The sequence below is a fragment of the Rhodococcus sp. B50 genome (genome assembly GCF_013602415.1).
Taxonomy (GTDB): domain Bacteria; phylum Actinomycetota; class Actinomycetes; order Mycobacteriales; family Mycobacteriaceae; genus Rhodococcus.
In genome coordinates this window covers 5,162,647-5,188,704 of record NZ_WPAG02000002.1, presented here as the reverse complement: position 1 = coordinate 5,188,704, position 26,058 = coordinate 5,162,647, and the positions used below count along the sequence as shown (strand labels likewise).

The 26,058-nt window shown below is 68.6% G+C and carries 30 protein-coding genes; 12 read left to right on the top strand and 18 right to left on the bottom strand.

The window, feature by feature from the left end:
* Positions 1 to 121: 121 nt before the first annotated feature.
* Together GON09_RS24255 and GON09_RS24250 are read right to left on the bottom strand one after the other, a co-directional pair.
* Positions 122 to 925 (bottom strand): glutamate racemase, encoded by an 804-nt coding sequence (locus GON09_RS24255; protein WP_213934142.1) that lies wholly within the window; start codon positions 923 to 925, stop codon positions 122 to 124.
* Positions 926 to 994: 69 nt separating this feature from the next.
* On the bottom strand, positions 995 to 2,200 hold the full coding sequence (locus tag GON09_RS24250) for an NAD(P)/FAD-dependent oxidoreductase (RefSeq protein ID WP_213934140.1): 1,206 nt from the start codon (positions 2,198 to 2,200) through the stop codon (positions 995 to 997).
* Positions 2,201 to 2,398: 198 nt separating this feature from the next.
* Between GON09_RS24250 and GON09_RS24245 the strand changes: the two genes are divergently transcribed.
* The 5 genes from GON09_RS24245 to GON09_RS24225 are packed head-to-tail and all read left to right on the top strand — an operon-like array spanning position 2,399 to position 4,940.
* On the top strand, positions 2,399 to 2,860 hold the full coding sequence (locus tag GON09_RS24245; protein WP_213934625.1) for an Asp23/Gls24 family envelope stress response protein: 462 nt from the start codon (positions 2,399 to 2,401) through the stop codon (positions 2,858 to 2,860).
* Entirely contained in the window at positions 2,857 to 3,168 is a 312-nt protein-coding gene (locus tag GON09_RS24240; RefSeq protein WP_213934139.1) for a hypothetical protein, read from the top strand. Before GON09_RS24245 ends, GON09_RS24240 begins: the two co-directional genes overlap by 4 nt.
* Positions 3,165 to 3,359 carry a hypothetical protein gene (locus GON09_RS24235; protein WP_006552248.1) on the top strand — a complete coding sequence of 65 codons (195 nt, stop codon included), beginning with the start codon at positions 3,165 to 3,167 and terminating at the stop codon, positions 3,357 to 3,359. The genes GON09_RS24240 and GON09_RS24235 overlap by 4 nt, the downstream gene beginning before the upstream one ends.
* Positions 3,352 to 4,380 (top strand): Asp23/Gls24 family envelope stress response protein, encoded by a 1,029-nt coding sequence (locus GON09_RS24230; RefSeq protein WP_213934138.1) that lies wholly within the window; start codon positions 3,352 to 3,354, stop codon positions 4,378 to 4,380. Before GON09_RS24235 ends, GON09_RS24230 begins: the two co-directional genes overlap by 8 nt.
* Positions 4,377 to 4,940, top strand: a complete 564-nt coding sequence (locus GON09_RS24225; protein ID WP_213934137.1) for a hypothetical protein — start codon at positions 4,377 to 4,379, stop codon at positions 4,938 to 4,940. The genes GON09_RS24230 and GON09_RS24225 overlap by 4 nt, the downstream gene beginning before the upstream one ends.
* A gap of 22 nt (positions 4,941 to 4,962) precedes the next feature.
* Here the strand turns inward: GON09_RS24225 and GON09_RS24220 are convergent, their stop codons facing one another.
* Positions 4,963 to 6,138, bottom strand: a complete 1,176-nt coding sequence (locus GON09_RS24220) for an oxygenase MpaB family protein (RefSeq protein ID WP_213934136.1) — start codon at positions 6,136 to 6,138, stop codon at positions 4,963 to 4,965.
* 45 nt (positions 6,139 to 6,183) lie between these two features.
* On the opposite strand from GON09_RS24220, the gene GON09_RS24215 reads away from it, so the two are divergent.
* Together GON09_RS24215 and GON09_RS24210 are read left to right on the top strand one after the other, a co-directional pair.
* Positions 6,184 to 6,816, top strand: coding sequence for a TetR/AcrR family transcriptional regulator (locus GON09_RS24215; RefSeq protein ID WP_213934135.1), 633 nt, complete (start codon positions 6,184 to 6,186; stop codon positions 6,814 to 6,816).
* A 135-nt stretch (positions 6,817 to 6,951) separates the two neighbouring features.
* A complete protein-coding gene (locus tag GON09_RS24210) occupies positions 6,952 to 8,112 on the top strand; it encodes a serine hydrolase domain-containing protein (RefSeq protein ID WP_213934133.1) in 1,161 nt (386 codons plus the stop codon).
* A gap of 97 nt (positions 8,113 to 8,209) precedes the next feature.
* On the opposite strand, the gene tuf is transcribed toward GON09_RS24210, so the two are convergent.
* The 7 genes from tuf to GON09_RS24175 form a co-directional block, all read right to left on the bottom strand.
* Complete coding sequence (gene tuf / locus GON09_RS24205; RefSeq protein ID WP_213934132.1) at positions 8,210 to 9,400, bottom strand: elongation factor Tu; 1,191 nt, start codon at positions 9,398 to 9,400, stop codon at positions 8,210 to 8,212.
* Between the two features lie 92 nt (positions 9,401 to 9,492).
* A complete protein-coding gene (gene fusA / locus GON09_RS24200) occupies positions 9,493 to 11,595 on the bottom strand; it encodes an elongation factor G (protein ID WP_213934131.1) in 2,103 nt (700 codons plus the stop codon).
* 145 nt (positions 11,596 to 11,740) lie between these two features.
* Complete coding sequence (gene rpsG, locus GON09_RS24195) at positions 11,741 to 12,211, bottom strand: 30S ribosomal protein S7 (protein WP_006552257.1); 471 nt, start codon at positions 12,209 to 12,211, stop codon at positions 11,741 to 11,743.
* The gene (rpsL, locus tag GON09_RS24190) at positions 12,211 to 12,585 is read right to left on the bottom strand and encodes a 30S ribosomal protein S12 (RefSeq protein WP_006552258.1); all 375 of its coding nucleotides are present in this window, start codon (positions 12,583 to 12,585) and stop codon (positions 12,211 to 12,213) included. The genes rpsG and rpsL overlap by 1 nt, the downstream gene beginning before the upstream one ends.
* Positions 12,586 to 12,908: 323 nt before the next feature.
* Positions 12,909 to 13,451 (bottom strand): DUF3558 domain-containing protein, encoded by a 543-nt coding sequence (locus GON09_RS24185; RefSeq protein WP_213934130.1) that lies wholly within the window; start codon positions 13,449 to 13,451, stop codon positions 12,909 to 12,911.
* A complete protein-coding gene (locus GON09_RS24180) occupies positions 13,448 to 13,999 on the bottom strand; it encodes a DUF3558 domain-containing protein (RefSeq protein WP_244865629.1) in 552 nt (183 codons plus the stop codon). The genes GON09_RS24185 and GON09_RS24180 overlap by 4 nt, the downstream gene beginning before the upstream one ends.
* A 10-nt stretch (positions 14,000 to 14,009) precedes the next feature.
* Positions 14,010 to 14,639, bottom strand: coding sequence for a TetR/AcrR family transcriptional regulator (locus GON09_RS24175; RefSeq protein WP_213934128.1), 630 nt, complete (start codon positions 14,637 to 14,639; stop codon positions 14,010 to 14,012).
* Between the two features lie 133 nt (positions 14,640 to 14,772).
* Between GON09_RS24175 and GON09_RS24170 the strand changes: the two genes are divergently transcribed.
* Positions 14,773 to 15,348: a TetR/AcrR family transcriptional regulator gene (locus GON09_RS24170; RefSeq protein ID WP_213934127.1), complete on the top strand. Its 576-nt coding sequence runs from the start codon at positions 14,773 to 14,775 to the stop codon at positions 15,346 to 15,348.
* On the opposite strand, the gene GON09_RS24165 is transcribed toward GON09_RS24170, so the two are convergent.
* The 3 genes from GON09_RS24165 to GON09_RS24155 form a co-directional block, all read right to left on the bottom strand.
* Positions 15,345 to 16,505, bottom strand: coding sequence for an acyl-CoA dehydrogenase family protein (locus GON09_RS24165; RefSeq protein ID WP_213934126.1), 1,161 nt, complete (start codon positions 16,503 to 16,505; stop codon positions 15,345 to 15,347). The genes GON09_RS24170 and GON09_RS24165 overlap by 4 nt on opposite strands.
* Before the next feature lie 65 nt (positions 16,506 to 16,570).
* The gene (locus GON09_RS24160) at positions 16,571 to 17,719 is read right to left on the bottom strand and encodes an acyl-CoA dehydrogenase family protein (protein ID WP_213934125.1); all 1,149 of its coding nucleotides are present in this window, start codon (positions 17,717 to 17,719) and stop codon (positions 16,571 to 16,573) included.
* A gap of 54 nt (positions 17,720 to 17,773) precedes the next feature.
* On the bottom strand, positions 17,774 to 18,568 hold the full coding sequence (locus tag GON09_RS24155; RefSeq protein ID WP_213934123.1) for a TIGR03084 family metal-binding protein: 795 nt from the start codon (positions 18,566 to 18,568) through the stop codon (positions 17,774 to 17,776).
* 95 nt (positions 18,569 to 18,663) lie between these two features.
* Between GON09_RS24155 and GON09_RS24150 the strand changes: the two genes are divergently transcribed.
* Positions 18,664 to 19,527 (top strand): EamA family transporter, encoded by an 864-nt coding sequence (locus tag GON09_RS24150; RefSeq protein WP_213934121.1) that lies wholly within the window; start codon positions 18,664 to 18,666, stop codon positions 19,525 to 19,527.
* 24 nt (positions 19,528 to 19,551) lie between these two features.
* Here GON09_RS24150 and GON09_RS24145 read toward each other — a convergent pair whose 3' ends face one another.
* Positions 19,552 to 20,445 carry a LysR family transcriptional regulator gene (locus GON09_RS24145; RefSeq protein ID WP_213934120.1) on the bottom strand — a complete coding sequence of 298 codons (894 nt, stop codon included), beginning with the start codon at positions 20,443 to 20,445 and terminating at the stop codon, positions 19,552 to 19,554.
* A gap of 102 nt (positions 20,446 to 20,547) precedes the next feature.
* Here GON09_RS24145 and GON09_RS24140 point away from each other — a divergent pair, with 102 nt between their 5' ends.
* A complete protein-coding gene (locus GON09_RS24140) occupies positions 20,548 to 21,588 on the top strand; it encodes a YeiH family protein (protein WP_213934119.1) in 1,041 nt (346 codons plus the stop codon).
* Positions 21,589 to 21,607: 19 nt separating this feature from the next.
* Here the strand turns inward: GON09_RS24140 and GON09_RS24135 are convergent, their stop codons facing one another.
* From GON09_RS24135 to GON09_RS24120, 4 genes are all read right to left on the bottom strand, one after another.
* A complete protein-coding gene (locus GON09_RS24135) occupies positions 21,608 to 21,940 on the bottom strand; it encodes a DUF202 domain-containing protein (RefSeq protein ID WP_213934118.1) in 333 nt (110 codons plus the stop codon).
* A 13-nt stretch (positions 21,941 to 21,953) separates the two neighbouring features.
* Positions 21,954 to 22,343, bottom strand: a complete 390-nt coding sequence (locus tag GON09_RS24130; RefSeq protein ID WP_213934117.1) for a YidH family protein — start codon at positions 22,341 to 22,343, stop codon at positions 21,954 to 21,956.
* 24 nt (positions 22,344 to 22,367) lie between these two features.
* Positions 22,368 to 22,823 (bottom strand): ubiquinol-cytochrome c reductase iron-sulfur subunit, encoded by a 456-nt coding sequence (locus GON09_RS24125; protein ID WP_213934116.1) that lies wholly within the window; start codon positions 22,821 to 22,823, stop codon positions 22,368 to 22,370.
* An 89-nt stretch (positions 22,824 to 22,912) separates the two neighbouring features.
* Positions 22,913 to 24,589 carry an FAD-dependent oxidoreductase gene (locus tag GON09_RS24120; RefSeq protein ID WP_213934115.1) on the bottom strand — a complete coding sequence of 559 codons (1,677 nt, stop codon included), beginning with the start codon at positions 24,587 to 24,589 and terminating at the stop codon, positions 22,913 to 22,915.
* A 169-nt stretch (positions 24,590 to 24,758) separates the two neighbouring features.
* Here GON09_RS24120 and GON09_RS24115 point away from each other — a divergent pair, with 169 nt between their 5' ends.
* Positions 24,759 to 25,565 (top strand): acyl-[acyl-carrier-protein] thioesterase, encoded by an 807-nt coding sequence (locus GON09_RS24115; protein WP_213934114.1) that lies wholly within the window; start codon positions 24,759 to 24,761, stop codon positions 25,563 to 25,565.
* Positions 25,562 to 26,053, top strand: coding sequence for a SixA phosphatase family protein (locus GON09_RS24110; RefSeq protein WP_213934113.1), 492 nt, complete (start codon positions 25,562 to 25,564; stop codon positions 26,051 to 26,053). Before GON09_RS24115 ends, GON09_RS24110 begins: the two co-directional genes overlap by 4 nt.
* The last annotated feature ends 5 nt before the right edge of the window (positions 26,054 to 26,058 follow it).

The following is a 26,058-nucleotide window of genomic DNA, read 5'->3' as shown; positions in this document are numbered from 1 at the left end:
GCCCCCGCGCGAATCAGGTGAACACCCCTTCACCAACATACTTCGCTCGACGAAGTATTCCTCGGGCACCTGTCCGGAGGCAGGGAGACCCGGAGAGTCGGAGACTCAGAGAGTCTGAGACTCAGAGGGAGGTGGCGTCCTCGACGTCCTCGTCCCGCACGTCCTCGGGAGCGGCGAGCAGGGTGCGTCCAGCGGCGAAGACCGCCGCCGCCGGCGGCAGCTCGCCGGGAACACCGCTGCGGAACACGTCGATGCGACCCGACCCGGTGACGGGTCGTCCGAGCGCGTCGATCCTGCGCAGCGTCTGCCTCGCGACGGCTTCGGCGCTGTCGAACAGGCGCACACCGGCCGGAAGATGCGCGGTGATCGTGTCGGCAACCAGCGGATAGTGGGTGCAGCCGAGAACCACGCCCTGGACGTCCTGCGGGGTACGTTCGGCCGCCGAGGCGACCGCTGCGGCGACGGCCACCCGATCGCCCGCGTCGATGGCGTCGGCGAGTCCGTGGCACGCCACGCCGACGACCTCGGCTCCGTTCGCGAACTGCTCGACCAGAGCCGCCTGGTACCTGCTCGCCGTGGTTGCGGCGGTCGCCCAGATCGCCACCGAATCACACGCCGCGGCCGCCGGCTTGACGGCGGGAACGGTGCCCACCACGGGCACCGAGGGGCCGAGATCGGCACGTACGTACTCGAGGGCGGTCACCGATGCGGTGTTGCACGGGAGCACGACCACCTCGGCACCGCGGTCGACGGCGCGGCGGGCGGTGGTGACGACCCGGTCGATCACCCAGTCGGACGACTTCGGCCCCCACGGGGCGCCGTCGGGATCCGTCGACAACATGAGGTCGAGGTCGGGACGCAACCGTCGCAGCCACGCGGACGTCGGCAACAGCCCGAGACCCGAGTCGATGAGCGCAACGATCACCCTACGAATCTAGCGGGTCGCACCCGGCCGGCCCGACGGCGGCCGGGCGAGACGCACAGGCCCACTCCCCTATACGGCGGCTGCGAGGAGCTCGTCGATCGGTGCGCCCGCGGCGATCTTCGCCCGCGACTTCATGACCAGCGCGGGCAGGCCGCCACCCACGGCACCGACGAGCTTGCCGTCGCGCTCGTAGTACGCGAGGAACTTACGCCCGTCGTCGCGGACGACGTGCACCGTGTCGCCGGCCGTGACCGCACCGAGGCCCTGGATCTTGATGTCGTACTGGTCGCTCCAGAAGTAGGGCACCTGGGCGGCGGCCCCGGCCTCGAGACCCATGAGCGTCTTCGCGAGGACGGACGCCTGCTCGCCGGCGTTCGTCCAGTGCTCGATGCGCCTGCGCCCACCGGCCGGCACCTGCCACGACGCGACGTCGCCGACGGCCCACACATGCGGGGTGGAGGTGCGGCCCGTGCCGTCGCACACGACCCCGTTGTCGACCTCGACACCCGATCCCTCGAGCCACTCGGTGGCCGGGATCGACCCGATGCCGAGCACCACGAGATCGACGTCGATCTCACTACCGTCGCCGAGGACCGCGGAGGTGACGCGCTCGTCGCCGCGGATCTCCGACAGGCCGACCCCGGCCCGTACGTCGACTCCCTCTGCGGTGTGCAGCCGGGTGACAAGGGCACCGACCTCGGCTCCGAGCACCGACGCGAGCGGGGTGGGCTGCGGTTCGACCAGTACGACCTCCACCTGACGCGCCCGCAGGCTCGCCGCGACCTCGCACCCGATGAATCCGGCCCCGACCACGAGCGCGCGAGTACCCGGAACGATTGCCTCGCGCAGTGCTCGGCTGTCCTCGAGCGAGCGCAGGACATGGACTCCGGTGAGATCCGGCAGACCGGGGATGCGGCGGGGCCGCAGGCCCGTGGCGACGACGAGGTCGTCGTATCCGAGTTCGGTGCCGTCCGTGAGGGTGAGGGCGCGCGCCGCGGTGTCGACCGACCGGGCCGCGGCACCGAGCTTCAGCTCGATGCGGTTCTCGTCGAAGAACTCGCTCGGACGGAGAGTCGTGTCGTCGCGATCGCCGCGCAGGACCTCCTTGGACAGGGGTGGGCGGTCGTAGGGCAGATGCGTCTCGTCGCCGACGAGCACGACTTCGCCTTCGTACCCGGCACGTCGCAGTTCCTCGGCGGTACGCACCGCCGCCAGGCCCGCGCCCACGATGACGACGCGCTCCGGCGTACCCTCGGTCTCCCGCTCGTTCGACACCTTCGGCCATCCTTCGAATCGTCTGTGACACGAATGTTCGTGCCGTCCTGTAGTGATGCGTCCCACCTGTGCGTCCCACGTTCTTACCAAAACGCGACGACGCGCGACAGACCTACGTCGGCTACTAGAGTTCGAGACACCGTGAGGACAATGGGATCGAGCACGGAACACGACCGGTACACCTACTTGGGAGCCCTCATGACCAGCGACAGCGGCGCAGGCATCAGCCGCCTACAGTTCGGTGCCGGAACCTCCTCCGGCCCCGTCGACCCGCAGGGCCGCACGATCATCGCGGACGCGGTGGTCGCCAAGATCGCGGGACTCGCGACCCGTGAGATCAGCGGCGTGATCGAGGTGGGCGCCGGAACCGCCCGCGTGGTGGGCGCGTTGCGCGACCGCATCCCCGGTGCGCGCATCAACCACGGGCAGGGTGTGGCCGTGGAGGTCGGCGAACGCCAGGCCGCGATCGACATCGGCATCGTCGCCGAATACGGCGTCGCGCTGCACGAACTCGCCGTCGCCATCCGTCACAACGTCATCGCCGCCGTCGAGCGCATGACGGGGCTCGAGGTCACCGAGGTCAACATCACGGTCTTCGACGTCATGCTCCACGAGGAGGCCGCGGCCCTCACCGACGACGTCAAACCCCGCGTGCAGTGAACCCCGAGTCCGCAGCGCAGACGTACGCGGCCGACCTGGTCGCAGACGCCGCGCTGTCCGTTCCCGGGGTCGTGGGCCTGCACCGCGGCGCATTCGGGGAGGTCGCGACGTATCTGCCGGGGCGACGTGTCGAGGGTGTGCGGCTGACCGATCAGGTCTGCGCGGTGCACATCGTCGTGCGGATCCCCGCCGACCTCTCGGCCGTCGCCGACGCCGTCCGCGTCCGGGTGTCCCCGCTGGTGACCGTGCCCGTCCAGGTGACGATCGAAGACGTCCACGCCGGTGAACGAGAAGGAGCACAATCGTGAACCACACCCCCGTCAGCAACACCGTCGTCGGACTCCTCGCCGGGCTGCTTCTCGCCCTCGCCGGGATCATCGGCGGGTTCAGCGGTCTGCTGTTCGCCGTGCTGCTCGGCGCGCTCGGTGCCGCGATCGGCGCGCACCGCGACGGCCACCTCGACCTCGGCGCTCTGCTGAGGAGTCGGGGCCGTGGCTGACCCCAGCGCGCCCGATCTCGGTACATCGCCGGACGCCGTGCCTACGGTCACCGCATCCGGGACCGGGACGGTCCCTCCAGGCGAGCGCGGCAGCCTCGTCGTCAAGGATCGCGCGATCGAACGGATCGCCGCGGCCGCCGCGCTCGGCGTCCCCGGAGTGGTGCGGCACAGCGGGGGTGGCATCCTCCGCCTCACCGGCCGTGATCTGCCCCGGGCCGACGTCACCACCGGCGCGCGGGCCGTCGCGGTGAATCTCTACATCGCGGCCGAATGGCCGTACGACGCGGCGATGCTCACCCGCCGGGTCCACGACGCGGTCGAACGCCAGTTGCACGAACTGACGGGTCTGAGCATCAGCGAACTCAACGTGCTCATCGTCGCCACGGCGCTCGTCGAGGACGGCGAAACCGACGAGTCGCAACCGCCCGTCGAATACCTGGAATCGGACATCGTCGCCGCGCGGACCACTCCGCATCCCGACCTCCCCATGGTCGCTCCCTTGCCGCCGCTGGCGTCGCCCGCGGCAGCACCGGCCGCCGCGATCGTCGCGATCGCAGCGCTCGCTCTGGCATTCGTCGCCGCCCGGGAACTGCTCATCGTCAACGGGACATATGCCGGCGCTCCGTGGCTGCGCAACTCCTTCGAATGGTTCGGTCGCCTCCACTGGCACACCTGGCTCGCCCCTGTCGCGGGCGTCTGTCTCGTCCTCGGGATCGCGCTGATCGTCGTCGCACTCAAACCCCGCCGGCGCACCCATGTTCCGCTGCAGATCGCCGGTCCGGTACCCACGGTGTGGATGCGGCGGACCGACGTCGCCCGCATGTGCAGCGCGCACGCCTCCGCCCTCACCGGCGTACGCACGGCCCGCACCGTCGTCGACCGACGCCGTGCCGTGGTGCGCATCTCGATCGAGGACGAGACCCCGGTCGCCGAGATCACCGCCTCCGTGCGCGGCGCGGTCGCCCCGAATCTCGCGGCGCTCGCCGACCCCGTCGAACTCGTCGTGGAGGTGGCGCGGTGAAACTCCGTACCGTGCTGGCGAATCGGTTCGTCACCTTCGCGGCGGGTCTCGCCCTCGCCGGCGTCGGCGCGTTCGCCCTGGCGTGGGTGTGGCAGGTGCCCCTCGCCCGCGAACAACTCTCGCGGCTCGACCGTCCCCGCGTGACCGACGTTCCGGATCAGTCGTGGTGGACACCGGCGCTGTGGTCGGTCTTCGCGGGTGGTCTCGTGCTCGGCATCGCGCTGCTCGCTGTCAACCTGTCGCGACGGCGCACGTCGACCGTGCAACTCTACGACCAGGTCACCGACGCCACTCTCGGTGTGGAACTCGGCCCCGTCGCCGACGGTGTCGCGGCCGAACTCGCGGCACTGCGCGGAGTGCGGGCAGTGCGCGGGCGGGCGGTCGTCGAACGGCATCTGCCGACGCTCTCGGTGGTGGTGCACGCCGACCCGACCATCGACGTCACCGAGCTGACGGGGGCAGCCGAGGACGCGGCTCAGCGGGTCGCGCGAGCGCTCGGCGGAGCGCATGTGGCGACGCAGGTCCTGCTGCATCTCGACCCGGCTGTGGACGTCCACTGACCGCGACGGATTCCGGAGGCACTCAGCGTGCGGCGGCGTCCACGAGGTCGTGCTCGACGCGGTAGTCCACCCGCATCCGGTCCATCGCCACGTCGCGCACCTTGTAGGCCCGCTGTGTGGTGCGTTCGAGGTCGGGATAGCGGAGTTCCTGGACACGATCGACGAGCGCGAGCAGCGGCCCGATGCGACCGAGAACGTACTTGAGCGGGCTGTCGGGGATGTGCAGGGCATCGGCGTCGGCGTCCCCGATGAACACCCGTTGGAGCGAGTGCATCACGGTGCGGGCGACGGTCGTCCGGATCGACGCGCTGCCGGGAAGCAGGTTCGCCAGTTCCGGGACGAGATACTGCTCGGTCAGCGCGGTGACGAACGCTCGATCCTCGTCGCTGGGTCCTGGGGAGGTGAGCCGGTACAGGTCCTCGACCGCGATGTGGTCGCGCTCGGTGCGCAGGCTCAGCTCCTCGCCCATCCCGATCACGTGCCCGACATAGCGCCACAGATGGTAGATGTCGTCGAGTTCGCGGTCGGTGAAGCGCACGCCGAGGATCTGCATCGCCTCCACCGCGATGTGTCCGAACTCGGCCATCGTGAGCGCCATGTACGACTGCGGGATCGGCACTCCCCAGGCGTCCTCGTCCCACCTCCCGCTCGCGCGGATGCCTTTGCGCACATGGGCGTGGATCAGACGCACCCGTACCGTGAACGCGAACCCGCCTCCGTCGCGCCGCATTCCGCCACGGGCGAGGACGTGCCGCAACCACTCGCCGACCTCGACCGAACGCACCGCCGGCTGACTCACGTACCGGCCCGTGAGTGCGAGAGGCTTTCCGGCGATGAAGTTTCCGGCCCCGCGCAGCAGTGATGCGGCACCGAGCACCATGCCGAGGATGGGGGTGTGCCGTACGAGTGCGTCGGCCCCGTTGTCGATCCGGTCGTGGTCGACCCAGGCGGGCTCGTCGTCGAGGAAGGCGAACAACGCACGCAGGGACTCCGGTGCGTTCGGAACCGCGCCGACTCCGTCGGCGAGCGCGAGCCGCACCGCAGCGGTGGCGGAACTCGGGCCGAAGTCGTCGTTCGCCACGGCGTCGGCCAGAGGGTCGGCCTGCCACATGCCGTCGAGCCAGCGCTCGCCGAGATCGGCGTACCGGCGGACCGCAAGATCGGCGTTGACAAGGTCGCGAGGGGTACGGCGCTCCATACATCCATGGAAACACGAGGAATCCTCACTTACTATTCACTTTTCATGAGCTCCCTAAACGGCCCCAAATCTACAGGCAAAGGCCCACGCAAGCGGCCGGTACAACAGCGCAGTCACGATACGCGCAAGCTCCTTCTCACCTCTGCATACGAGTTGCTCGAACGCAGCACCACCGCGCGGATCAGTACCACGGCGCTCGCCGAGCACGCCCACGTGAGCATCGGGACGGTCTACCGGTACTTCCCCGACGTCGACGCGGTGCTCGACGAACTCCGCATGACGGCCGTCCACGCGATCACCACCTCGCTGTCCACCGCCATCGGGCGAGCGATGGACCAGGAACCGGAAGAGGCCATGGTGACCGTCGTGGAAAGCCTCACCGCCGCGTTCGAGAAACACGCCGCAGTGCTCCGGGTGTCGTACACCTCGGAGGAGATCGAGTTCGGGCTCGCGTGGGCCGAGGTCGAAGGTCCGCTGCGACCACTGGGACGCATCATCCCGGCCCGGCTGCGACCGGACCTCGACGATGCGGCACTCGACGATCTGGTGTTCATCGTGATGGGCGCGACGGCGAGTCTGTGCTCGCGGATCGCGCTCCTACGCCCTCGGAGATCCGATCGGACCCGGATGGTCGCGGTGACGGCGCGGATGCTCCTCGCCGCGATCGAGAGCGCCTGACGCACGGCGCCGTATCGAGAGCGCTTCACATACGGCGCGGTCGCCACTCGGGCCGAAAACAGACCCGACGCCCTGCCGAACGGCACATACTGATCACTGTCGTCTCCACACCGTCGTCTCGACCGGGAGAGTGCCGTGCGCCGACTACCGATCGTGTTGTCCGCCGTGATCCTCACCGTCGTGACCGCATGCGGCAACGACACCGCCGACGAATCACCGCCCGCCACGACGTCGGAAGCGACAGCGACGGATACGACAGCCACCGGCGCGGCGCCCGCCGAATTCCAGGACGTGCTCGATCGCGTCCGCGAGGAGGTCGGATTCCCGGGAGTCGTTGCGCGCGTAGTGACCCCGGAATACGAGTGGACCGGTTCGTCCGGCACGATCGGTGCGGATCGATCGGAGAAGCCCGGCCCCGACGACCACACCCGCATCGGCAGTATCACGAAGACGATGACGATCACCGCTCTGCTGCAACTGGCGGAGGACGACCGGCTGTCGCTGGAGGATCCGATCGGCCGCTACGTACCGGGCCTGCCGAACGGCGAGGTCGCCACACTGGGGCAGCTGGCCTCGATGGTGAGCGGTATCCCCAGCTACACCTTCGACGAGGAGTTCCAGCAGCGGCTCTTCGACGATCCGGAGGCATCGTGGACCCCGGACGAACTCCTCGACTACGTGCGCGGCGACGCACCGAACTTCGCTCCCGGGGAGCGGTTCGAGTACTCCAACACCAACACGATCGCGCTCGGGCTGGTCGTCGAGCAGGTCTCCGGCCAGAGTCTGCACGAGTACTTCCGGGCGAACGTCTTCGAGCCACTGGGCATGGCCGAGACCGTCATGCCCACCGACGCGGCCATCACGTCACCGCACCTGTACGGGATCACCGAGCAGGGACAACCGGACGGGCAGACGGCTGATGCGACCGACTGGAACCCGTTGTGGGGCTGGTCGGCCGGCGCGGTGATCTCCACCGTCGACAATCTCGAGCTGTGGGGCACGGCCCTCGGGACGGGCGAGGGCATCCTCTCCCCCGAGATGCAGCAGCTCCGTCTCGACTCGTTCCTGTTCGACATCCCCGGTGCGACCGACACCCGCGCCTACGGCCTCGGGCTCGGTATCGAGAACGGCTGGCTCGGCCACACGGGTGAGCTGCCGGGTTTCAACACCTACGTGGGATACCTGCCCGAACGTCGGGCCGTGGTCGTCGCCGCAGTGAACAGCGACATCCCGACGGCCGACGGGGAGGAACCGGTGACCCCCGTGGCGAACCAGCTGAAGGAGATCGTCGGCTGATCGCCTCCCGTCCGGAAACGCCGAACGGCGCCCACCCCGGAGGGTGGACGCCGTTCGAACGTCAGCGGGTACTACCCCGCTTCGGTGAGGTATCAGCTCACTTGATGATCTTCGTGACGCGACCGGCGCCGACGGTGCGGCCACCCTCGCGGATCGCGAAGCGGAGGCCCTCGTCCATGGCGACCGGCTGGATCAGCTTGACGGACATCTCGGTGTTGTCACCGGGCATGACCATCTCGGTGCCCTCGGGGAGGGTCACAACGCCCGTCACGTCCGTGGTACGGAAGTAGAACTGCGGACGGTAGTTGTTGAAGAACGGCGTGTGGCGGCCGCCCTCCTCCTTGTTGAGGATGTAGGCCTGGCCCTCGAACTCCGTGTGGGGAGTCGTGGTGCCCGGCTTGACGACGACCTGGCCACGCTCGACGTCCTCGCGCTTGATGCCGCGGACGAGGAGACCGACGTTGTCGCCGGCCTGGCCCTGGTCGAGCAGCTTGCGGAACATCTCGATGCCGGTGACCGTGGTCTTGGTCGAATCGGGGCGGATGCCGACGATCTCGACCTCTTCGTTGACGTTGATCACGCCACGCTCGATACGGCCGGTGACGACGGTGCCACGACCCGTGATGGTGAAGACGTCCTCGACGGGCATGAGGAACGGCTTGTCGGTCTCACGGACCGGGTCCGGGATGGAGTCGTCGACGGCCTGCATGAGGTCGACGATCGACTGAACCCACTTCTCGTCACCCTCGAGAGCCTTGAGAGCGGAGATCGGGATGACCGGAGCGTTCTCGTCGAACTCCTGCGAAGCGAGGAGCTCACGCACCTCCATCTCGACGAGCTCGAGGATTTCCTCGTCGTCGACCATGTCGGCCTTGTTCAGGGCGACGAGGATGTAGGGAACGCCGACCTGGCGGGCGAGCAGCACGTGCTCACGCGTCTGCGGCATCGGGCCGTCGGTGGCGGCCACGACCAGGATCGCACCGTCCATCTGGGCGGCACCGGTGATCATGTTCTTGATGTAGTCCGCGTGACCCGGGGCGTCGACGTGCGCGTAGTGGCGCTTCTCGGTCTGGTACTCGACGTGGGAGATGTTGATCGTGATACCACGAGCCTTCTCCTCAGGTGCCTTGTCGATCTGATCGAAAGCGAAGCTCTCGTTCAGGTCGGGGAACTTGTCGGCAAGCACCTTGGTGATCGCAGCCGTGGTGGTGGTCTTGCCGTGGTCGACGTGACCGATGGTGCCGATGTTCACGTGCGGCTTGGTCCGCTCGAACTTCGCCTTCGCCACTGGATGTCCTCCTGGACTGTTGTTGCTTGCAGTATGCAGCAGTGCGGTTTGTATTACTTGGTCGTGCAGGTGACCGAGGGATAACCCGAAGGCTACTCTCCGGTCGCCTTGGCGATGATTTCCTTCGAGACGTTCGAGGGAACCTCTGCGTAGGAATCGAACACCATGGAGAAGTTCGCGCGACCCTGGGTCTTCGACCGCAGATCACCGATGTAACCGAACATCTCCGAGAGCGGAACCAGCGCCTTCACGACACGGGCACCACTGCGTTCCTCCATGGCCTGGATCTGGCCACGGCGGGAGTTCAGGTCGCCGATCACTTCACCCATGTAGTCCTCGGGCGTGGTGACCTCGACGGCCATGAGGGGCTCGAGGATCACCGGGGCGGCCTTGCGGGCCGCTTCCTTCAGCGCCTGCGAGCCGGCGATCTTGAACGCCATTTCGGACGAGTCGACGTCGTGGTACGCACCGTCGATGAGGGTGACCTTCAGGTTCACCAGCGGGTAGCCGGCGAGCACGCCGTACTGCATGGCGTCCTGAGCGCCCGCATCGACCGACGGGATGTACTCACGCGGGATGCGGCCACCGGTGACCTTGTTCTCGAACTCGTAGGTCGCGCCGTCCTCGCCGACGAACGGCGAGAGGCCGATGATGACCTTCGCGAACTGACCCGATCCACCGGTCTGCTTCTTGTGCGTGAACTCGAGCTTCTCGACCGGCTTGGTGATCGTCTCGCGGTACGCGACCTGCGGCTTGCCGACGTTGGCCTCGACCTTGAACTCGCGACGCATGCGGTCGACGAGGATGTCGAGGTGGAGCTCGCCCATGCCGCCGATGACGGTCTGGCCGGTCTCGTCGTCGAGCTCGACGGAGAAGGTCGGGTCCTCTTCGGCGAGCTTCTGGATGGCCGTCGACAGCTTCTCCTGGTCGGCCTTCGACTTCGGCTCGATGGAGACCTGGATGACCGGGTCCGGGAAGGTCATGGACTCGAGCACGATCGGGGCGTCCTGCGCGCACAGGGTGTCGCCGGTCGTGGTGTCCTTCAGGCCGATCATCGCGTAGATGTGGCCGGCCACGGCCTCGTCGACCGGGTTCTCCTTGTTGGCGTGCATCTGGAACAGCTTGCCGATGCGCTCCTTCTTGCCCTTGGTCGAGTTGAGCACCTGGGTGCCCGAGTCGATCCGGCCGGAGTACACGCGGACGAAGGTCAGCTTGCCGAAGAAGGGGTGCGCGGCGATCTTGAAAGCGAGCGCGGAGAACGGCTCGTCCTTCGAGGGCTTACGACGCAGTTCTTCTTCTTCGTTACCGACCTGGTGGCCGATGACCTCACCGATGTCGAGCGGGTTCGGCAGGTAGTCGATGACCGCGTCGAGCATGGGCTGGATGCCCTTGTTCTTGAACGCGGTGCCGCAGAGCACCGGGTAGAGCTCGGAAGCGATGGTGAGCTTGCGGATCGCGCCCTTGATCTCGGCGACGGTCAGCTCTTCGCCACCGAAGTACTTCTCCATGAGCTCTTCGTCGGACTCGGCGACGGTCTCGAGCAGCTTCTCGCGGTACTCGGCAGCCTTGTCGGCGAGCTCCGCCGGGATCTCCTCGACCGTGGCCGCGGTGCCGATCTCGGTGGTGCCGCGCCAGGTGAGCGCCTTCATCTCGACGAGGTCGACGACACCGTCGAAGTTGTCCTCGGCGCCGATCGGGATCTGCAGGACGAGCGGCTTCGCACCGAGACGATCGATGATCGTCTGCACGGTGAAGAAAAAGTCCGCACCCATCTTGTCCATCTTGTTGACGAAGCAGATGCGCGGAACGTCGTACTTGGCCGCCTGCCGCCAGACCTGCTCGGACTGGGGCTCGACGCCCTCCTTGCCGTCGAACACGGCGACCGCGCCGTCGAGGACGCGCAGCGACCGCTCGACCTCGACCGTGAAGTCAACGTGGCCGGGGGTGTCGATGATGTTGATCTGGTTCTGGTTCCAGAAGCAGGTCACGGCCGCGGAGGTGATGGTGATACCCCGCTCCTTCTCCTGCTCCATCCAGTCGGTGGTCGAGGCACCGTCGTGGGTCTCACCGATCTTGTAATTGACACCGGTGTAGAAGAGGATGCGCTCGGTGGTGGTGGTCTTGCCGGCATCGATGTGCGCCATGATGCCGATGTTGCGGACCTTGTTCAGGTCGGTCAGCACTTCCTGTGCCACAGGTAACCCCGCTCGTAGCTCGTGTCGGTCCTTGGGTGCGGACCACATGTTCTTGTGTTGTCAGCCGGCCTTTACGGGACCGACACAGTTGTGCGAGCAGCCGGCCGGGAGGTCCGTGATGACGGGCCTCCCGGCCGGCGTCGACTCACCAGCGGTAGTGCGCGAACGCCTTGTTGGCTTCAGCCATCTTGTGCGTGTCCTCGCGGCGCTTCACGGATGCGCCGAGACCGTTGCTCGCATCGAGGAGCTCGTTGGCGAGCCGCTCGACCATGGTCTTCTCGCGACGCTGACGCGAGAAGGTCACCAGCCAGCGCAGTGCGAGGGTGGTGGAACGACCGGGGCGAACCTCGACCGGCACCTGGTAGGTGGCGCCACCGACGCGACGGCTGCGAACCTCGAGGGCGGGCTTGACGTTGTCGAGCGCGCGCTTGAGGGTGACGACCGGATCGGTGCCGGTCTTCTCGCGTGCCTGCTCGAGCGCCTGGTAGACGATGCGCTCTGCAGTGGACTTCTTGCCGTCCAGCAGGATCTTGTTGACCAGCTGGGTGACCAGCGGCGATCCATAGACCGGATCGGCGATCAGCGGGCGCTTGGGAGCGGGACCCTTACGTGGCATCAGCCCTTCTCCTTCTTCGCTCCGTAGCGGCTGCGGGCCTGCTTGCGGTTCTTGACACCCTGGGTGTCGAGCGAGCCGCGGATGATCTTGTAACGCACACCCGGGAGGTCCTTCACACGACCGCCACGCACGAGCACCATCGAGTGCTCCTGGAGGTTGTGGCCCTCACCGGGGATGTAGGCGGTGACCTCGACCTGGGAGGTCAGACGCACACGGGCGACCTTCCGGAGAGCCGAGTTCGGCTTCTTCGGGGTGGTGGTGTACACGCGAGTGCACACGCCGCGACGCTGGGGGCTGCCCTTGAGCGCCGCGCTCTTGACCTTGGCGGCCTTGTCGCGGCGGCCCTTACGGACCAGCTGATTGATGGTTGGCATTAACCGGCTTTCTTCGTTGTCTGAAGCTGCTCCCACGAGCAACCTCGGCTGTTCTGAAATTAGGGATCCATCGGTTGGGGCAAGAAAGCTGCTGCCCCTCACTCGCCCCTCGTGTGCACACGAGGTCGGGTGTGTCGCGTACCCCCACACAGGCAGCCGGGGGCTCGTTCCTGCAGATATCTACAGACCACGCGCACGGCACTACCTCGCATAGGCACACAGACCGGCCCGGGCATGCCGGACACGACCCACAACGATACCCGGCGGGCGCGCATGAGGTCAAAGCGAGGAGCGCACACCCTCCCGAGGATCCGCACACACCGTCAACTGCTGAGGTTCAGTGTGAGCCGAGCCAACGTAGCAGCAGCTTCGCAGGGGTCCGCTCCTCCGGAGGTGTACTGCACCCACCAGCCGAAGATGCCGGTCGTCGACGCCCCGGAACTGACCCCGCACGACAGCGGATCGCCGGGCCGGCGCATCTGCAGGGCCCGCCGACCCTCGATGGTCGTGTTCTCGATCTCGTATCCGAGCCCCTCGGCGGCGGCACGTTCGTGATCGAGCGAACCGGTCTCGAACCAGTTGAAGGTGATCTTCACAACTCCGGTGGGCCCTTCGCCGTCCCACCGGCAGATCGCGCCGAAGAATCCTCGCAGGACGTAATCCGCTCCCACAGCTTCGGCGATCTTGTCGTCGGCGACCGCGTCGCACTCGGTGAGCAGCCGGGTGAACTCGGCACCCGTGCCGCCGCCGATCCCTTCCGGGACGGCTCGTCCTTCGACGGTGCGCGTGCAACCGGTGAGCAAGGCTCCGGCGGCGAGAGCCGCCGTGAGCGCGGCGCCCCACCGGCGTGCGCGTCCCGCGATCACTTCTGCACCCTTTCCACGCTCGTGGTCGCGAGGCCGCGAGCGACCACGCAGGCGTCGGCGACGGGTGTGAGGTTCGAATACGACACCGACCAGTGGACGAAATCGCCACCGAATTCCACACCGATCTCGCACAGCGTGGTCTGCCCCAGCTCGTTCTGATACGACCCCAGGAACCCGGCCCGTCCCCCGATCTCGACATCGGCCGCGGGCCGGCCGATGAGATCGGATCCGGCACGTTCGCGTCCGATGGGACTTCCCCGGTACCACGAGAAACTCACGCTGGGGCCACCGACGTAGACCTCCCATTCACAGCCCACCGAGTTGCGCGTCACCGTCGTGAACGTTCCGAGGCCGAAGGCCGCTGCCACCTCGTCGTCGGACATCGCACCGCACTCGTCGAACAACGGACCGGGGTCGGTCACGGACGCGGTCGGCGAGGCCTCGGCCTGCCCCGCGTCGTCGGAGTTCCCGCACGCAACGGCCCCGAGACCGATGAGACCGGCTGTCGCCACGGCAGTCGCCGTCCTTCCGATGCGCGGGAGAGGCATGGCGGGAAGACTACCGAGCCGGGCGCTCCTGCGTGCGACGACTCGAGGACTCCCGCAGCACCTCGTCGAGCTGCGCAGCCCAATGCCGGACGATCTCGCGTCGGCGGGCCGAGTCGTCGGTCAACACATCGGCCAGGCCCAGGCCGCGCGCGAGATCCAGTGTCGCCTGCACCATCCGGTGCACGACCGGGTCGGTGTCGTCGGCCGCGAGCTGCTCGACGGCCACCGCGTGCGAGACGCGCCCGAACTTCTCCTCGAGCGGCAGGAGCATTTCGCGCAACGCCGGGTCGGCCGCCGCGGCCGTCCACACCTGCAGGGCCGCCTTGAACATGTTTCCGGTGCACTGGTCGACGATGCGCTCGACCACCGCTTCCGTGTGGCCGACGCCCTCGGGCACGCCGAACGGCTCTGTGCGGACCCGTTCGATGCGGCTGTCGAACATGAACTCGAGCGATGCGGTGATGAGATCCTCCCGGGTCGGGAAGTGGTGCTGGGCGGCCCCGCGCGACACCCCCGCCCGTTCGGCGACCACACCCACTGTGGTTGCGACCCAACCCGATTCGGCGAGACAGTCGATCGTTGCTTCGAGCAGTCGCCGCCGCGTGGCGCGGCTGCGGTCCTGCTTCGGTTCTCGCGTCATCGGGCCTCCTCGCCTGCCTGTCCTGCCATGACCGATCCTCCGCCGAGCGGATATTCGCGCGACCCCGGAACAGTACGCAAAGCTCATCATCCGTACACTCGTATAACAGGTCGGGGCGAAAGGGGAGCACCACGTGGCGACCATCGTCAGGCGTGAGGACTACTTCGACGCCGCGCTGGCCATTCTGGCCACCAACGACCATGCCGGACTCAAGCAGGCACGGTTGTGCAGTCATCTCGAAGTGACGACCGGCTCGTTCTACAACTATTTCGAGAGCTGGGCGCAGTTCAAGACCGAATTCCTGCAGCACTGGCTCGAGAGCCAGACACTCCAGCTCGCCGCGGCGGCGCGTCTCGAGGGGTCTCTGCCCCGACGACTGCGGTTGCTCGTCGAATTCGCGTGCAGCCTCCCCCACTCCGCCGAGTCCGCCATCCGCGGTTGGTCGCACAGCGACTCCGGCGTCCACGAGGTGCAGAGCAAGGTCGACGACCTGCGGTACGCGGTGGTGGCCGAAGCGGTGGGCCCGTACGTCGATTCGAGGGAAGAGGCGGAGCGATTCGCGCGGCTGGCCCTGTACACGCTCGTCGGCTACCAGCAGACCGTGCCTCTGCAGGACGTGAGCTCGTTGCGGTGGTCGCTCGGCTACCTGCTGCAGACGCTGCTCCCGCCGGACGAAGCAGACCGCCTCTTCCCTTCGAAGTCCGCCTAGTACGACTTCGGCAGACCCAACGAGTGTTGGGCCACGAAGTTGAGGATCATCTCCCGACTGACCGGCGCCACGCGAGCGATGCGCGCGGCGCCGAGCATCGCCGCGAGTCCGTACTCCCGGGTCAGTCCCGCACCCCCGTGGGTCTGGATCGCTTGGTCCAGCGCGGCGATCGCGGCCTCGCCCGCGGCGTACTTGGCCATGTTCGCGGCCTCGGCGGCCCCGAAGTCGTCACCGTTGTCGTAGAGGACGGCGGCCTTCTGCATCATGAGCTTGGCGAGTTCGAGCTCGATCTTGCGTTGCGCCAAGGGGTGGGCGATGCCCTGGTGCGCACCGATGGGCTGCTTCCAGACGGTGCGCTCGTTCGCGTAGCGCACCGCGGCGTCGAGGGCGTACCGGCCCATGCCCACCGCCATCGCCGCGCCCATGATCCGCTCGGGATTCAGGCCGGCGAACAGCTGCATGAGTGCGGCCTCGGGCTCTCCGACCAGCGCGTCGGCGGGAAGCCGAACGTCGTCGAAGAAGAGGGAGAACTGATAGTCCGGTTCGAGGATGTCCATCTCCATCGGTGTCCTCGTGAAGCCCGGAGCATCGGTGGGCACGATGAACAGGGCCGGACGGAGCTTGCCGGTCTTCGCGTCCTCGGTACGGGAGACCACGAGCACGGCGTCGGCCTGGTCGACACCGGAGATGTACACCTTGCTGCCGGAGAGGATCCAGTCGTCACCGTCGCGACGCGCGATCGTGGTGATGTTGTGCGAGTTGGATCCGGCGTCGGCCTCGGTGATACCGAACGCCATGATGCGTGAGCCGTCGGCGAGTCCGGGCAGCCACTCCTGCTTCTGGGCGTCGGTGCCGTACTTGGAGATGATCGTGCCGCAGATGGCCGGCGAGACCACGACGAGCAGCAGCCCCGCCCCCTTGGCGGACAGTTCCTCCTGCACCAGCGCGAGCTCGTAGATGCCGGCGCCGCCGCCGCCGTACTCCTCCGGAAGGTTCACACCGAGGAAGCCGAGCTTGGATGCCTCCGCCCACAATTCGGTGAGCGGCTGGTGGTCGCGCGACTTGGGGAGCACGTAGTCGACGTAGTTGTAGCGTTCGGCCAGAGCCGCCACCGCAGCGCGTAGTTCCTTCTGCTCGTCGGTCTCGATGATGCTCAAGGGAATGCCTTCCGGTCGTGTCGGGACACGCGGCCGTGTGGTCGGGCGCGTGTGGAACAGGTGGTTCAGGCCCCGTAACCCAGCCGCTTGGCGGCGAGTTCGGTGAGGATCTCGGTGGTACCGCCACCGATGCCGAGGATGCGCATGTCGCGGTACTGCCGTTCGACTTCGGACTCGGCCATGTACCCGAGGCCGCCGAACAGCTGCACGGCCTGGTGGGCAACCCACTCGCCGGCCTCGACCGCGGTGTTCTTGGCGAAGCACACCTCGGCGATCAGGTCGGTCTCACCTGCCACGGCCCGTTCGGTGACGTGGCGGGTGTAGACGCGCGCGACGTCGACGCGACGCGCCATCTCGGACAGCGTGCGCTGTACGGCCTGTCGGGTGATCAGCGGCCGCCCGAAGGTCTCGCGGTCGCGGCACCACTCGACCGTCAGGTCCAGGCTCCGCTGCGCACCCGAATAGGCCTGTGCGGCGAGAGCAATCCGTTCCGATACGAAACCCTGTGCGATCTGCCAGAATCCGGTGTTCTCCGCGCCCACCAGGTTCGCGGCCGGGACGCGGACGTCGGCGAACGACAACTCGGCGGTGTCCGAGGCGCGCCAGCCCATCTTGTCGAGCTTGCGCGAGACGGTGAAACCCGGTGTGTCCTTCTCGATCACAAGGAGCGAGACTCCCCCGGCGCCGGGGCCGCCGGTACGGACCGCGGTGACCACGAAATCGGCTCGGCACCCGGAGGTGATGTAGGTCTTGGCCCCGTTGACGACGTAATGATCACCGTCGCGCACCGCGGTGGTCGTCAGATGGCCGACGTCCGAACCGCCGCCCGGTTCGGTGATCGCGAGGGACCCGACGAGTTCTCCTGCGAGGGTGGGCCGTACCCACCTGTCGATCTGCTCGGAGTCGCCCGCCGCGATGAGGTGCGGTAGCGCGATACCGCACGTGAACAGCGACGCGAACGCACCGCCCGACGCACCCGCTTCGTGGAAGGCCTCGCAGACGGTCAACGTGTCGGCGCCGTCGCCACCGGAACCGCCGACTTCCTCGGGGAAGCCGGCACCGAGCAGGCCGATCTTCGCAGCCTCGACGTGCAGCCCGCGAGGCAGTTCGCCGGCGCGCTCCCAGTCGTCGAGGTGCGGCAGGATCTCGCGCCTCACGAAACCGGTGACGGTTTCGCGCAGGGCGAGTCGCTCGGGGGTGGTCCACATGCTCACGATGTCTCCGTAATCACGTTGTCTCCGAAGATATTTCGGACTTATGCGTCTGCCTCAGGAGGTCGACGAGGTGGGTGCGCGCCCGGGCCCGGGGGCGCCGGCGAAGGCCTGCGCGAGGCCGAGCCACTCCTCGGCGTCCGGGCCGTCGGCGACGAGAGCGGTGTCGTCCCGGTGGACGCGCTGGGTGACGAGCAGGCAGAAGTCGAGGGCCGGGCCGGTGACCGACTGCGTCGCGTCGTCCGGTCCCCATTCCCAGCTGTTGCCGTCCGGGGCGGTGAGCACCACGCGGAACGGTTCGGCCGGTGGCGTCCGGTCTCGGATGACGTACGCGAAGTCGCGCGTCCGCACACCCAGGTGCGCGATGTTCTTCAGCCGCGCGGTGGGAGTGCGTGTGACACCGAGGGCGTCGGCGACGTCTCCCCCGTGCGCCCAGGTCTCCATCAGTCGCGCCGTCGCCATCGACGCCGGCGACATCGGGGGGCCGAACCACAGGATCTTCGTTCCGCGCGGCACCTCGGCGAGGGCGTCCGCGAGTTCGCGGCGGGTGTCGCGCCAGTCGGCGAGCAGCTCCGCCGCCGGCCGGCCGGACTGCTCCTCGGCACCCACGTCGACGAACCCCAACGGGTCGCCGAACGCCGCTTCGACCATCGTCACGAAGGCGTCCGGGTCTCGGACGGCGGTGAGCGCCGCCCGGTCGGTCCACAGCAGGTGGCCGATCTGGTGGGCGATGGTCCACCCGGCCGCGGGCGTAGGCAGTGTCCAGCCCTCCGCGGGCAGAGTCGCGACGAGGGCGTCGAGATCGTCACCCTCCGCGCGGAGGTCGTCGAGCACCGTGTGCAGATCGGACATGAGGCAAGCGTCACACGTCCTTCCTCCAAAATCAAGCACTCGTGATTGTTTTTGGGACCGGCGCGCTCCTCGCACGCGTCGGACAGACTGACGGGATGGCCGACGACCACCGCGCGCACACCGTCGTGCCTGTCGTCGCGGTCCTCACCGCGGTGCTGTCGATGCAGTTCGGGGCAGCGTTCGCCGTGAGCCTGTTCGATCGGGCAGGCGCCCTCGGCACCGTGACCCTGCGCCTGTTCTTCGCAGCCGTCATCCTCTGCGTGATCACCCACCCGCGGCTACGGACGTGGACGCCGGAGCAGTGGCGGGCGGTGGTGACACTGGGCGCGAGTCTCGCGCTCATGAACACGGCGTTCTACGAGGCGTTGACGCGCCTGCCCCTCGCCGCGACCGTCACCATCGAGTTCCTCGGCCCACTCGGACTGGCCGCACTCCTGTCCCGACGCGTCCGGGACGCATTGTGGGTGGTGCTCGCCCTGGCCGGGGTGGTCCTGCTCGGCGTCGGTGACGGCGCCGGGCTGTCCACCGGGCTCGATCCGGTCGGGGTCGCCTTCGCGCTGGTCGCGGCATCCGGTTGGGCCTGGTACATCGTGGCCGGCTCCCGTGTGGCGACGACCCTGCCCGGATCGGCCGGACTGGCCGGGGCCACGGCGATCGCCGCCGTCGTCGTCCTGCCCTTCGGCGTGGCGACGGCCGGCACGCAACTTCTCCGCCCCGATCTCGCACTCGCGGGTCTCGCTGTGGCGCTGCTGTCGTCGGCGATCCCGTACACCCTCGAGATCCGCGCACTGCGCGACCTGCCGAAGAAGGTGTTCGCGATCCTCATTGCACTCGAACCCGCCGCCGCGGCGCTGGCGGGTGTCGTGGTACTCGGACAGCTCGTCGAACCTCTCACCCTCGTGGGCATCGCTCTCGTGGTGATCGCCGGCATCGGCGCGCTGCGCAACTCGCGAACGTGACCTGGGGCCGGCAGGTACGCATGGTCAGCGAAGGCGCGTGATCATGCGGACCAATTCCCCCGCCGGACCGGGCAGGGCGCGCGGCGGCCGCCAGACCGCGCGCAGCACCCGCTGCAGGTCGAGTCCGTCCACCGCGACCGCGACCAGGCGACCGGAGTCCAGATACTCCTCTACCGCGAGGGTGCTGAGCACGGCAGGGCCGGTACCGCCGAGCACACTGGTGCGCACCGCTGCGCCACTCCCGAGCTCGAGCAGCGGCGCGGCTCGGTCGTACTCCTGCAACGCGAGATCGAGGGTGCGGCGCGTTCCGGACCCCTCCTCACGGACGACCAGTGGTGTCGCCGCGAGTTCGGACACCGTGAGCGGGCGCCGGCGCCGCGCCCAGGGATGTTCCGACGGGACGACCACGACGAGGCGGTCGCGTGCCACCGCGACACGGTGCAGTCCGTCCGGGACGGTCGGTCCTTCGACGAAACCGACGTCACACCTGCCCTCGGCCACGACATCGCACACCCGCATCGAGTTGTGGACCTGCAACTGGATCTGGACGTCGTCGCGAATCGTGCGGAAGGCACCGAGCCATCGTGGGATGAGGTATTCGGCGACCGTCATGGATGCCGCCACGACCAGTTCGGGCTGCCGTTCGTCGCGCAGTGCCGCAGCGGCGTCGAGCAGACGTTCCGCATCGGCCAGGACCGCCCGCGCCCAGTGCGCGACGACCGTGCCCTCGGGGGTGAGCACCGAGCCGGTCCGGCCCCGCCGCACGAGGACCGCCCCGAGTTGCCGCTCGAGCCGCCGCAGTATGCGGGTGGCGTTGGGCTGTGCGAGACCCGCGGCGCGGGCGGCGGCGCCGAGCCCGCCCCGATCGTCGACCCCGACGAGCAGTTCCAGAGCGACGAGATCCGGCCAGTTGGTCATGCCCGAACGATATGTCTTTTCTTCTTCTCATATCGGATCGATATGACCTCATGCTCGATCGACCACTGGTGCGGACACCGCAGCAGGCGGAAGAGTCGAGGCATGCTCACCGTCCACGCGCCCTCCTCCCGGCCGACCGTCCTCCCGGGCCTCCTGGTGGCCGCCGCGGGCGCCGTCCTCGCTCTCGCGGCAGCACACCTGATCCCGGGTGCGAGTCCACTGCTCGTCGCGATCGTCCTGGGCGTGGTGATGGCGAATGCGGGCCTTCCGGCACCGGTAGTCGGTGCGCTCGCGCCGGGCCTGGGCGCGGCGTCGAAGCACCTGCTCCGAGTGGGGGTCGCACTCCTCGGGTTGCAGCTCGCGGTCTCCGATCTCGTCGGCCTCGGGTGGGGCACGGCACTCGTTGCGGCGGCCGTGGTCGTCGCGGGAATCGGTGGCTCGCTCGCCTTCGGCGCCTGGCTCGGTGTGGGCTGGACTCAGCGCCTGCTCATCGCGTGCGGCTTCTCGATCTGCGGTGCTGCGGCCGCGGCTGCCGTCGACGGCGTGATCGATTCACGCAAGCGCGAACTCGTGACCACCGTCGCGCTGGTGGTCGTGTTCGGCACCGCGATGATCCCGCTCGTTCCACTCGCCGCCGGGATGCTCGGACTCACTCCCGAGGCGGCCGGACTGTGGGCGGGCGCGGCAATCCACGAGGTCGCCCAGGTGGTCGCGACCGGCACCGCACTGGAGGGCACCGCACTGGAGGCGACTGCCGGTGGGGTGCTCGCCGCGGCGGTGACGGTCAAGCTCGCTCGGGTGGCACTGCTGGCTCCGGTCGTGGCGGTCGTCGGGGTCGTCGCCCGCCGCCGCGGTGAGGGACGCCGCGACGAACGTACTCCCCCGATCGTGCCGATCTTCCTGCTGGGATTCCTCACCTGCGTCGCGCTGCGCTCGACCGGACTGCTGGACCCGGTCGTCGTGGACGCGGCGCGGACGGTCCAGAGTGCTCTGCTGACGGTCGCGATGTTCGCCCTGGGCGCCGGGGTTCGCCGGGAGGTGCTCCGCGGCGTGGGGTGGCGCCCGATCGCCCTCGCGGCGGCGGCAACCCTCTGGGTCGCGACGATCGCGCTGGCCGGTGTGTGGTCGCTCAGTGGACGTTGAGGATCAGGGGCGTCGAGGATCAAGGGGCGAGGAGGATCAGCACCGCCGACGAGATCGCGAGCACCACGACCGTGACGGTGACTGCGACATTGCGCCACCAGAAGTAGGGCGCGCGACCTGCGATCAACCCGCGCACGCGCGCACGGTGACCGGTCCTGGACGCGAGCAGCACCGCGAGTACGGGCACGAGGCAGACCAGGCCGATCGTCGCGACGACCGCACCCGGGCCGGGAACGAATCGCATGAATCCGAGCACCACCGCGCCGAGCACCGAACCGGTACGCAGCCACGCCAGGCTCGTCCGTTCGGGCTGCAGCCCTGCGTCGCCGTGCCGCAGATCCTCCGGACTCACCGCACGGTCCTTCTCACCAGGCGATCGCGACGGCGAGCACGACACCGGCGAACCCGAGGGCCACCGCCAGCAGATATGCCACCCACGGCACCGGCAGAGCACGCCCCGTGCGCATCGCGTGCTCGACGCGGTGCCAGCGGATCAGCGCGAACACCATGAGCACGGCGGCGAACCCGAGCAGTGCGCACGCCAGCACCGTGCGGAGCCCCTCCGAGACGATGTCGCCCGCGAAGGTCTCCAATGCGACGGCCGCGGCGATGACGCCCAGCGCCGTGCGCACCCACGCCAGGAAGGTACGTTCGTTGGCCAGCGTGAAGCGAGGGTCGGGGTCGGTGCCGTCGCGCAGCGCCTTCGGGCGCCAACCATGCAGCGCCTTCGCGCGCCGGCCTCCGCGGATCTCCACGGAGCGGACTCTATCCCGGACCGATCAGCCCACGACGAGATCCGACCCGCGCGCCGCCACGGGACGGGACTTCAGCGGCCGCTTCGCCGGTCCCTCGATCGGCACACCGTCGAGGTCGTATCGGCTGCCGTGGCACGGGCAGATGATGCGCTCGCCGTCGACGCCGCTGAGATTGCATCCCTGGTGGCTGCAGATCGCGATGAACGCGCGGAAGTCGCCCTCCGCGGGTTGGGTGACGACGAGTCTCTTCGATTCGAGCAGGACACCGCCGCCGACCGGTACGTCCGCGACGGCGGCGACGATCTCCGCGTCGGGGCCGGGAGGGGCGGTCGTGGTGGGCGCCGGCGCTGCCGGTCGATCCTCACCGGCGTCACCGGACGATCCGCAGGCGGTCAGTGCCACGCCGGCCGCCACCGCGCCCGCTCCTCCGATGAGTGTGCGGCGGGTCAGCGCCGTGCGGTCGAGGGAATCGCTGCTCATGCACATGTCCGTTCGGGTCGAGAACTGTTTTCCCGAGCCTAACGACGAACGTCCGCACAGGCCGCGACCTGCGTCACCCGCGACGTTCGCTACCGGCGCAGGGACGCGAGCAGCGGAAGGCGACGACGGCGCCGGCCGAGTTCGACGAGGGCCTCACGGTCGGTGATCTTGACGCGTGGTCGGCCCTGTGCGTGCCCGGCCCGTCGCTCCGCGGCGTCGATGGCCCTCCATCCGTTCAGGTCGACGCGATCGGGTCGGCGCTGTGCGAGCAACCTGTCCAGGGCACCGCGGTCGCCGCGCGGAGCGGCGAGCGTCCCGGAGTCGAAGTCGGCCAGCAGCGCCGCGACGGTCTCCTTCGCGCACCCCTTGTTGGTGCCGATGACGCCGCTCGGTCCACGCTTGGCCCACCCGGTGACATAGACGCCGCTGTCGACGCGACCTCCGGTGTTGGGGACGACGCCGCGGGCATCGTCGAAGGGCACGCCCGGGACGGGGACACCGCGATAGCCGATCGAGCGGAGCACGAGCGTGGCGGGCAGATCCTCGAAGCGGCCGGTGGGGCGGGCGGCGAGGCGCCCACCGTCGTCGACGAGTTCGGTGCGTTCGACCCGCACGCCGGTCACGTGGTCGTCGCCGAGCAGTTCGCTCGGCGCGGCGAGATACCGGAAGACGATGCGGCGGTGGCCCGGACGGACGGGGCGTCCGGCGTACTCGCGGGCGAGCCGCACGCGCAACGCGGTCGCCGGATCCTCCTCCACGGCCCGGGCACTCACCGGATCGAGTTCGAGGTCCGCTTCGTCCACGACGACGTCGACGCCCGTGAGATCGCCGAGGGCGAGGAACTCGGGGTTGCTGTACGCGGCCTGGGCCGGTCCGCGCCGACCCAGCAGGACGACTTCACGGATGTTGCTTTCCCGCAGCGCCTTCAGCGCGTGATCGGCGATGTCGGTGCGCGCGAGCTCGTCGACATCCATCGTGAGGATTCGCGCGACGTCGAGGGCCACGTTGCCGTTCCCGACGATGACGGCCCGGTCGCCGGAGAGGTCGAAAGCGCGACCGGCGTGGTCGGGGTGCCCGTTGTACCACGCGACGAACTCGGTGGCGGCGTGGCTGCCGGGGAGGTCCTCGCCCTCGATCCCGAGTCGGCGGTCGGACGATGCCCCGGTCGCATAGATCACCGCGTGATGGTGGTCGAGCAGCTCCACGTGGGTGATGTCGCGACCGATCTCGGTGTCGAGGTGCAGGGCGAACTCCTCGCGCCGGAACGACCATTCGAACGATTCCGTGACAGCCTTGGTCCCCGGGTGGTCGGGGGCGACGCCGGCGCGCACGAGACCGAACGGGGTGGGGAGCCGATCGAACATCTCGACCTCGACGTCGGACCGCTCGAGGAGTTCCTGGGCGGCGTAGCAGGCCGCGGGACCGGCGCCGACGATCGCGACCCGCAACGTGCCGCGGTCGCGCGGGGGCGCCGGAGTGGGCACGAGCGGCTGCCATCCCTCCGGCATGGGGTGGTTCTCGTACCAGGCCGCGTTGATCTCGGCGAACCGCGTCTGGGAGGGGCCGAGCTTGTCGTCGGGCAGGATCGCCTGGACCGGGCACGCGTCGGCGCACGCGCCGCAGTCGATGCAGGTCTTCGGGTCGATGTGCAGCATCTCGGCGGTGGCGAATTCCGGCTCGTCCGGCGAGGGATGGATGCAGTTCACGGGGCAGACCGCGACGCAGCTCGCGTCGTTGCAGCAGGTCTGGGTGATCACGTAGGCCATGGAAGGGTCCTCGCCAGCCGGGCGGAGCGTCCGCGAAGTTCATGTAACGGTCCGTAACAGTTAATACGACTGTAGCCGCAGCCTCCCCCGGTTCGCAAGAGAACCTGCGACCACGCACGGATGCTGCGAGAATCGCACGATCGACATCCGACCCGGGGGATCAGAACACATGTCCACGCCGACGACCGATCGACCGCTGACACGACCGTTGACGGCACTACCCGACGGGGCGAACCCCTACTCGACCGCGCGCACCGTCCGCACCGGCGATGTCGACACCGGCAGACGCCTACGACTCGACGGCGTCGCCCGCTATCTCCAGGACATCGGCACAGACAATCTCGCCGCAGTGGGGGCGGCCGACACCGATCCCCTGTGGATCGTCCGGCGCACGGTCGTCGACGTACACCGCCCCGCCGAGTACGGCCGGACGCTCCGACTGCGGCGCTGGTGCGACGCCCTGTCGACACGCTGGGCGAACGTGCGGGTCCGACTCGACGATCCCGACGACGCACCCGACGGTCCACTGATCGAGACCGCGGCGTTCTGGATCGACATCGGCCCCACCACCGGCGCCCCCACCCGCATCAGCGACGGCCTGTTCGAGCACATGTCCCGCTACGCGCAGGACACACGTCTGAAGTGGAAGGCGTGGTTGCCCGACCGCGCACCCGACGAGGTGGACGACGAACGTGATTTCCCCTTGCGCGCCACCGATCTCGATCCGTTCGGGCACGTCAACAACGCGGTCTACTGGCACTGCGTCGAAGAGGTCCTGCCGCTGCGACCCGACATCCCGGAAGCGCCGTACCGCGCGGTGATCGAGCACCTGCGCCCCATCGCCGCCGGTGAGACCCTCACGCTGCGAACCAGCCTGCGGGAGGACGGCCTGACGGTGTGGTTCACCGTCGAAGATCACACTCGTGCAGTCGCGTGGATCGCCCGGAATCCGGACGCTCTACGGTGGACCCCATGACCCGTACCCTGATCTTGCTGCGCCACGGCAAGTCCGCGTACCCGGACGACGTGGAAGATCACGAGCGTCCCCTCTCCCCTCGCGGACGCCGCGAGGCCGGACTCGCCGGTCGCTGGATCCGGGCGAACCTGCCCGAGGTCGACGCCGTCCTGTGTTCCACGGCGACCCGGACACGCAAGACACTGACCGAAGCCGCGGTCGAGGCACCCGTGGAGTACCGCGACAGCTTGTATCACGCCGATCCGGAGGGCCTGGTCGCGGAGATCCGGGGCGTGCCCGACGACGTGCAGACCCTGCTGGTCGTCGGGCACGAGCCGACGCTGTCCGCCACCGTCCTCGGGCTCATCACCGATCACAGCACCGACGCCGCGCATCAGGTCACCGAGAAGTTCCCCACCTCCGCGATCGCGGTGCTCACCGTGAGCGGACCGTGGGCCGACCTGTCACGTGGCGCGGCCGAACTCGTGGACTTCCACATCCCGCGCTGACGCGG

Excerpts from the sequence above, each read along its gene's own strand:
- GON09_RS24245 (WP_213934625.1), top strand. The coding sequence starts at position 2,399 with ATGACCAGCGACAGCGGCGCAGGCATCAGCCGCCTACAGTTCGGTGCC.
- GON09_RS24220 (WP_213934136.1), bottom strand. The coding sequence starts at position 6,138 with ATGGAGCGCCGTACCCCTCGCGACCTTGTCAACGCCGATCTTGCGGTC.
- GON09_RS24215 (WP_213934135.1), top strand. The coding sequence starts at position 6,184 with ATGAGCTCCCTAAACGGCCCCAAATCTACAGGCAAAGGCCCACGCAAG.
- rpsG (WP_006552257.1), bottom strand. The coding sequence starts at position 12,211 with ATGCCACGTAAGGGTCCCGCTCCCAAGCGCCCGCTGATCGCCGATCCG.
- rpsL (WP_006552258.1), bottom strand. The coding sequence starts at position 12,585 with ATGCCAACCATCAATCAGCTGGTCCGTAAGGGCCGCCGCGACAAGGCC.
- GON09_RS24180 (WP_244865629.1), bottom strand. The coding sequence starts at position 13,999 with ATGCCTCTCCCGCGCATCGGAAGGACGGCGACTGCCGTGGCGACAGCC.
- GON09_RS24175 (WP_213934128.1), bottom strand. The coding sequence starts at position 14,639 with ATGACGCGAGAACCGAAGCAGGACCGCAGCCGCGCCACGCGGCGGCGA.
- GON09_RS24155 (WP_213934123.1), bottom strand. The coding sequence starts at position 18,568 with ATGTCCGATCTGCACACGGTGCTCGACGACCTCCGCGCGGAGGGTGAC.
- GON09_RS24150 (WP_213934121.1), top strand. The coding sequence starts at position 18,664 with ATGGCCGACGACCACCGCGCGCACACCGTCGTGCCTGTCGTCGCGGTC.
- GON09_RS24145 (WP_213934120.1), bottom strand. The coding sequence starts at position 20,445 with ATGACCAACTGGCCGGATCTCGTCGCTCTGGAACTGCTCGTCGGGGTC.
- GON09_RS24140 (WP_213934119.1), top strand. The coding sequence starts at position 20,548 with ATGCTCACCGTCCACGCGCCCTCCTCCCGGCCGACCGTCCTCCCGGGC.
- GON09_RS24125 (WP_213934116.1), bottom strand. The coding sequence starts at position 22,823 with ATGAGCAGCGATTCCCTCGACCGCACGGCGCTGACCCGCCGCACACTC.
- GON09_RS24120 (WP_213934115.1), bottom strand. The coding sequence starts at position 24,589 with ATGGCCTACGTGATCACCCAGACCTGCTGCAACGACGCGAGCTGCGTC.
- GON09_RS24115 (WP_213934114.1), top strand. The coding sequence starts at position 24,759 with ATGTCCACGCCGACGACCGATCGACCGCTGACACGACCGTTGACGGCA.
- GON09_RS24110 (WP_213934113.1), top strand. The coding sequence starts at position 25,562 with ATGACCCGTACCCTGATCTTGCTGCGCCACGGCAAGTCCGCGTACCCG.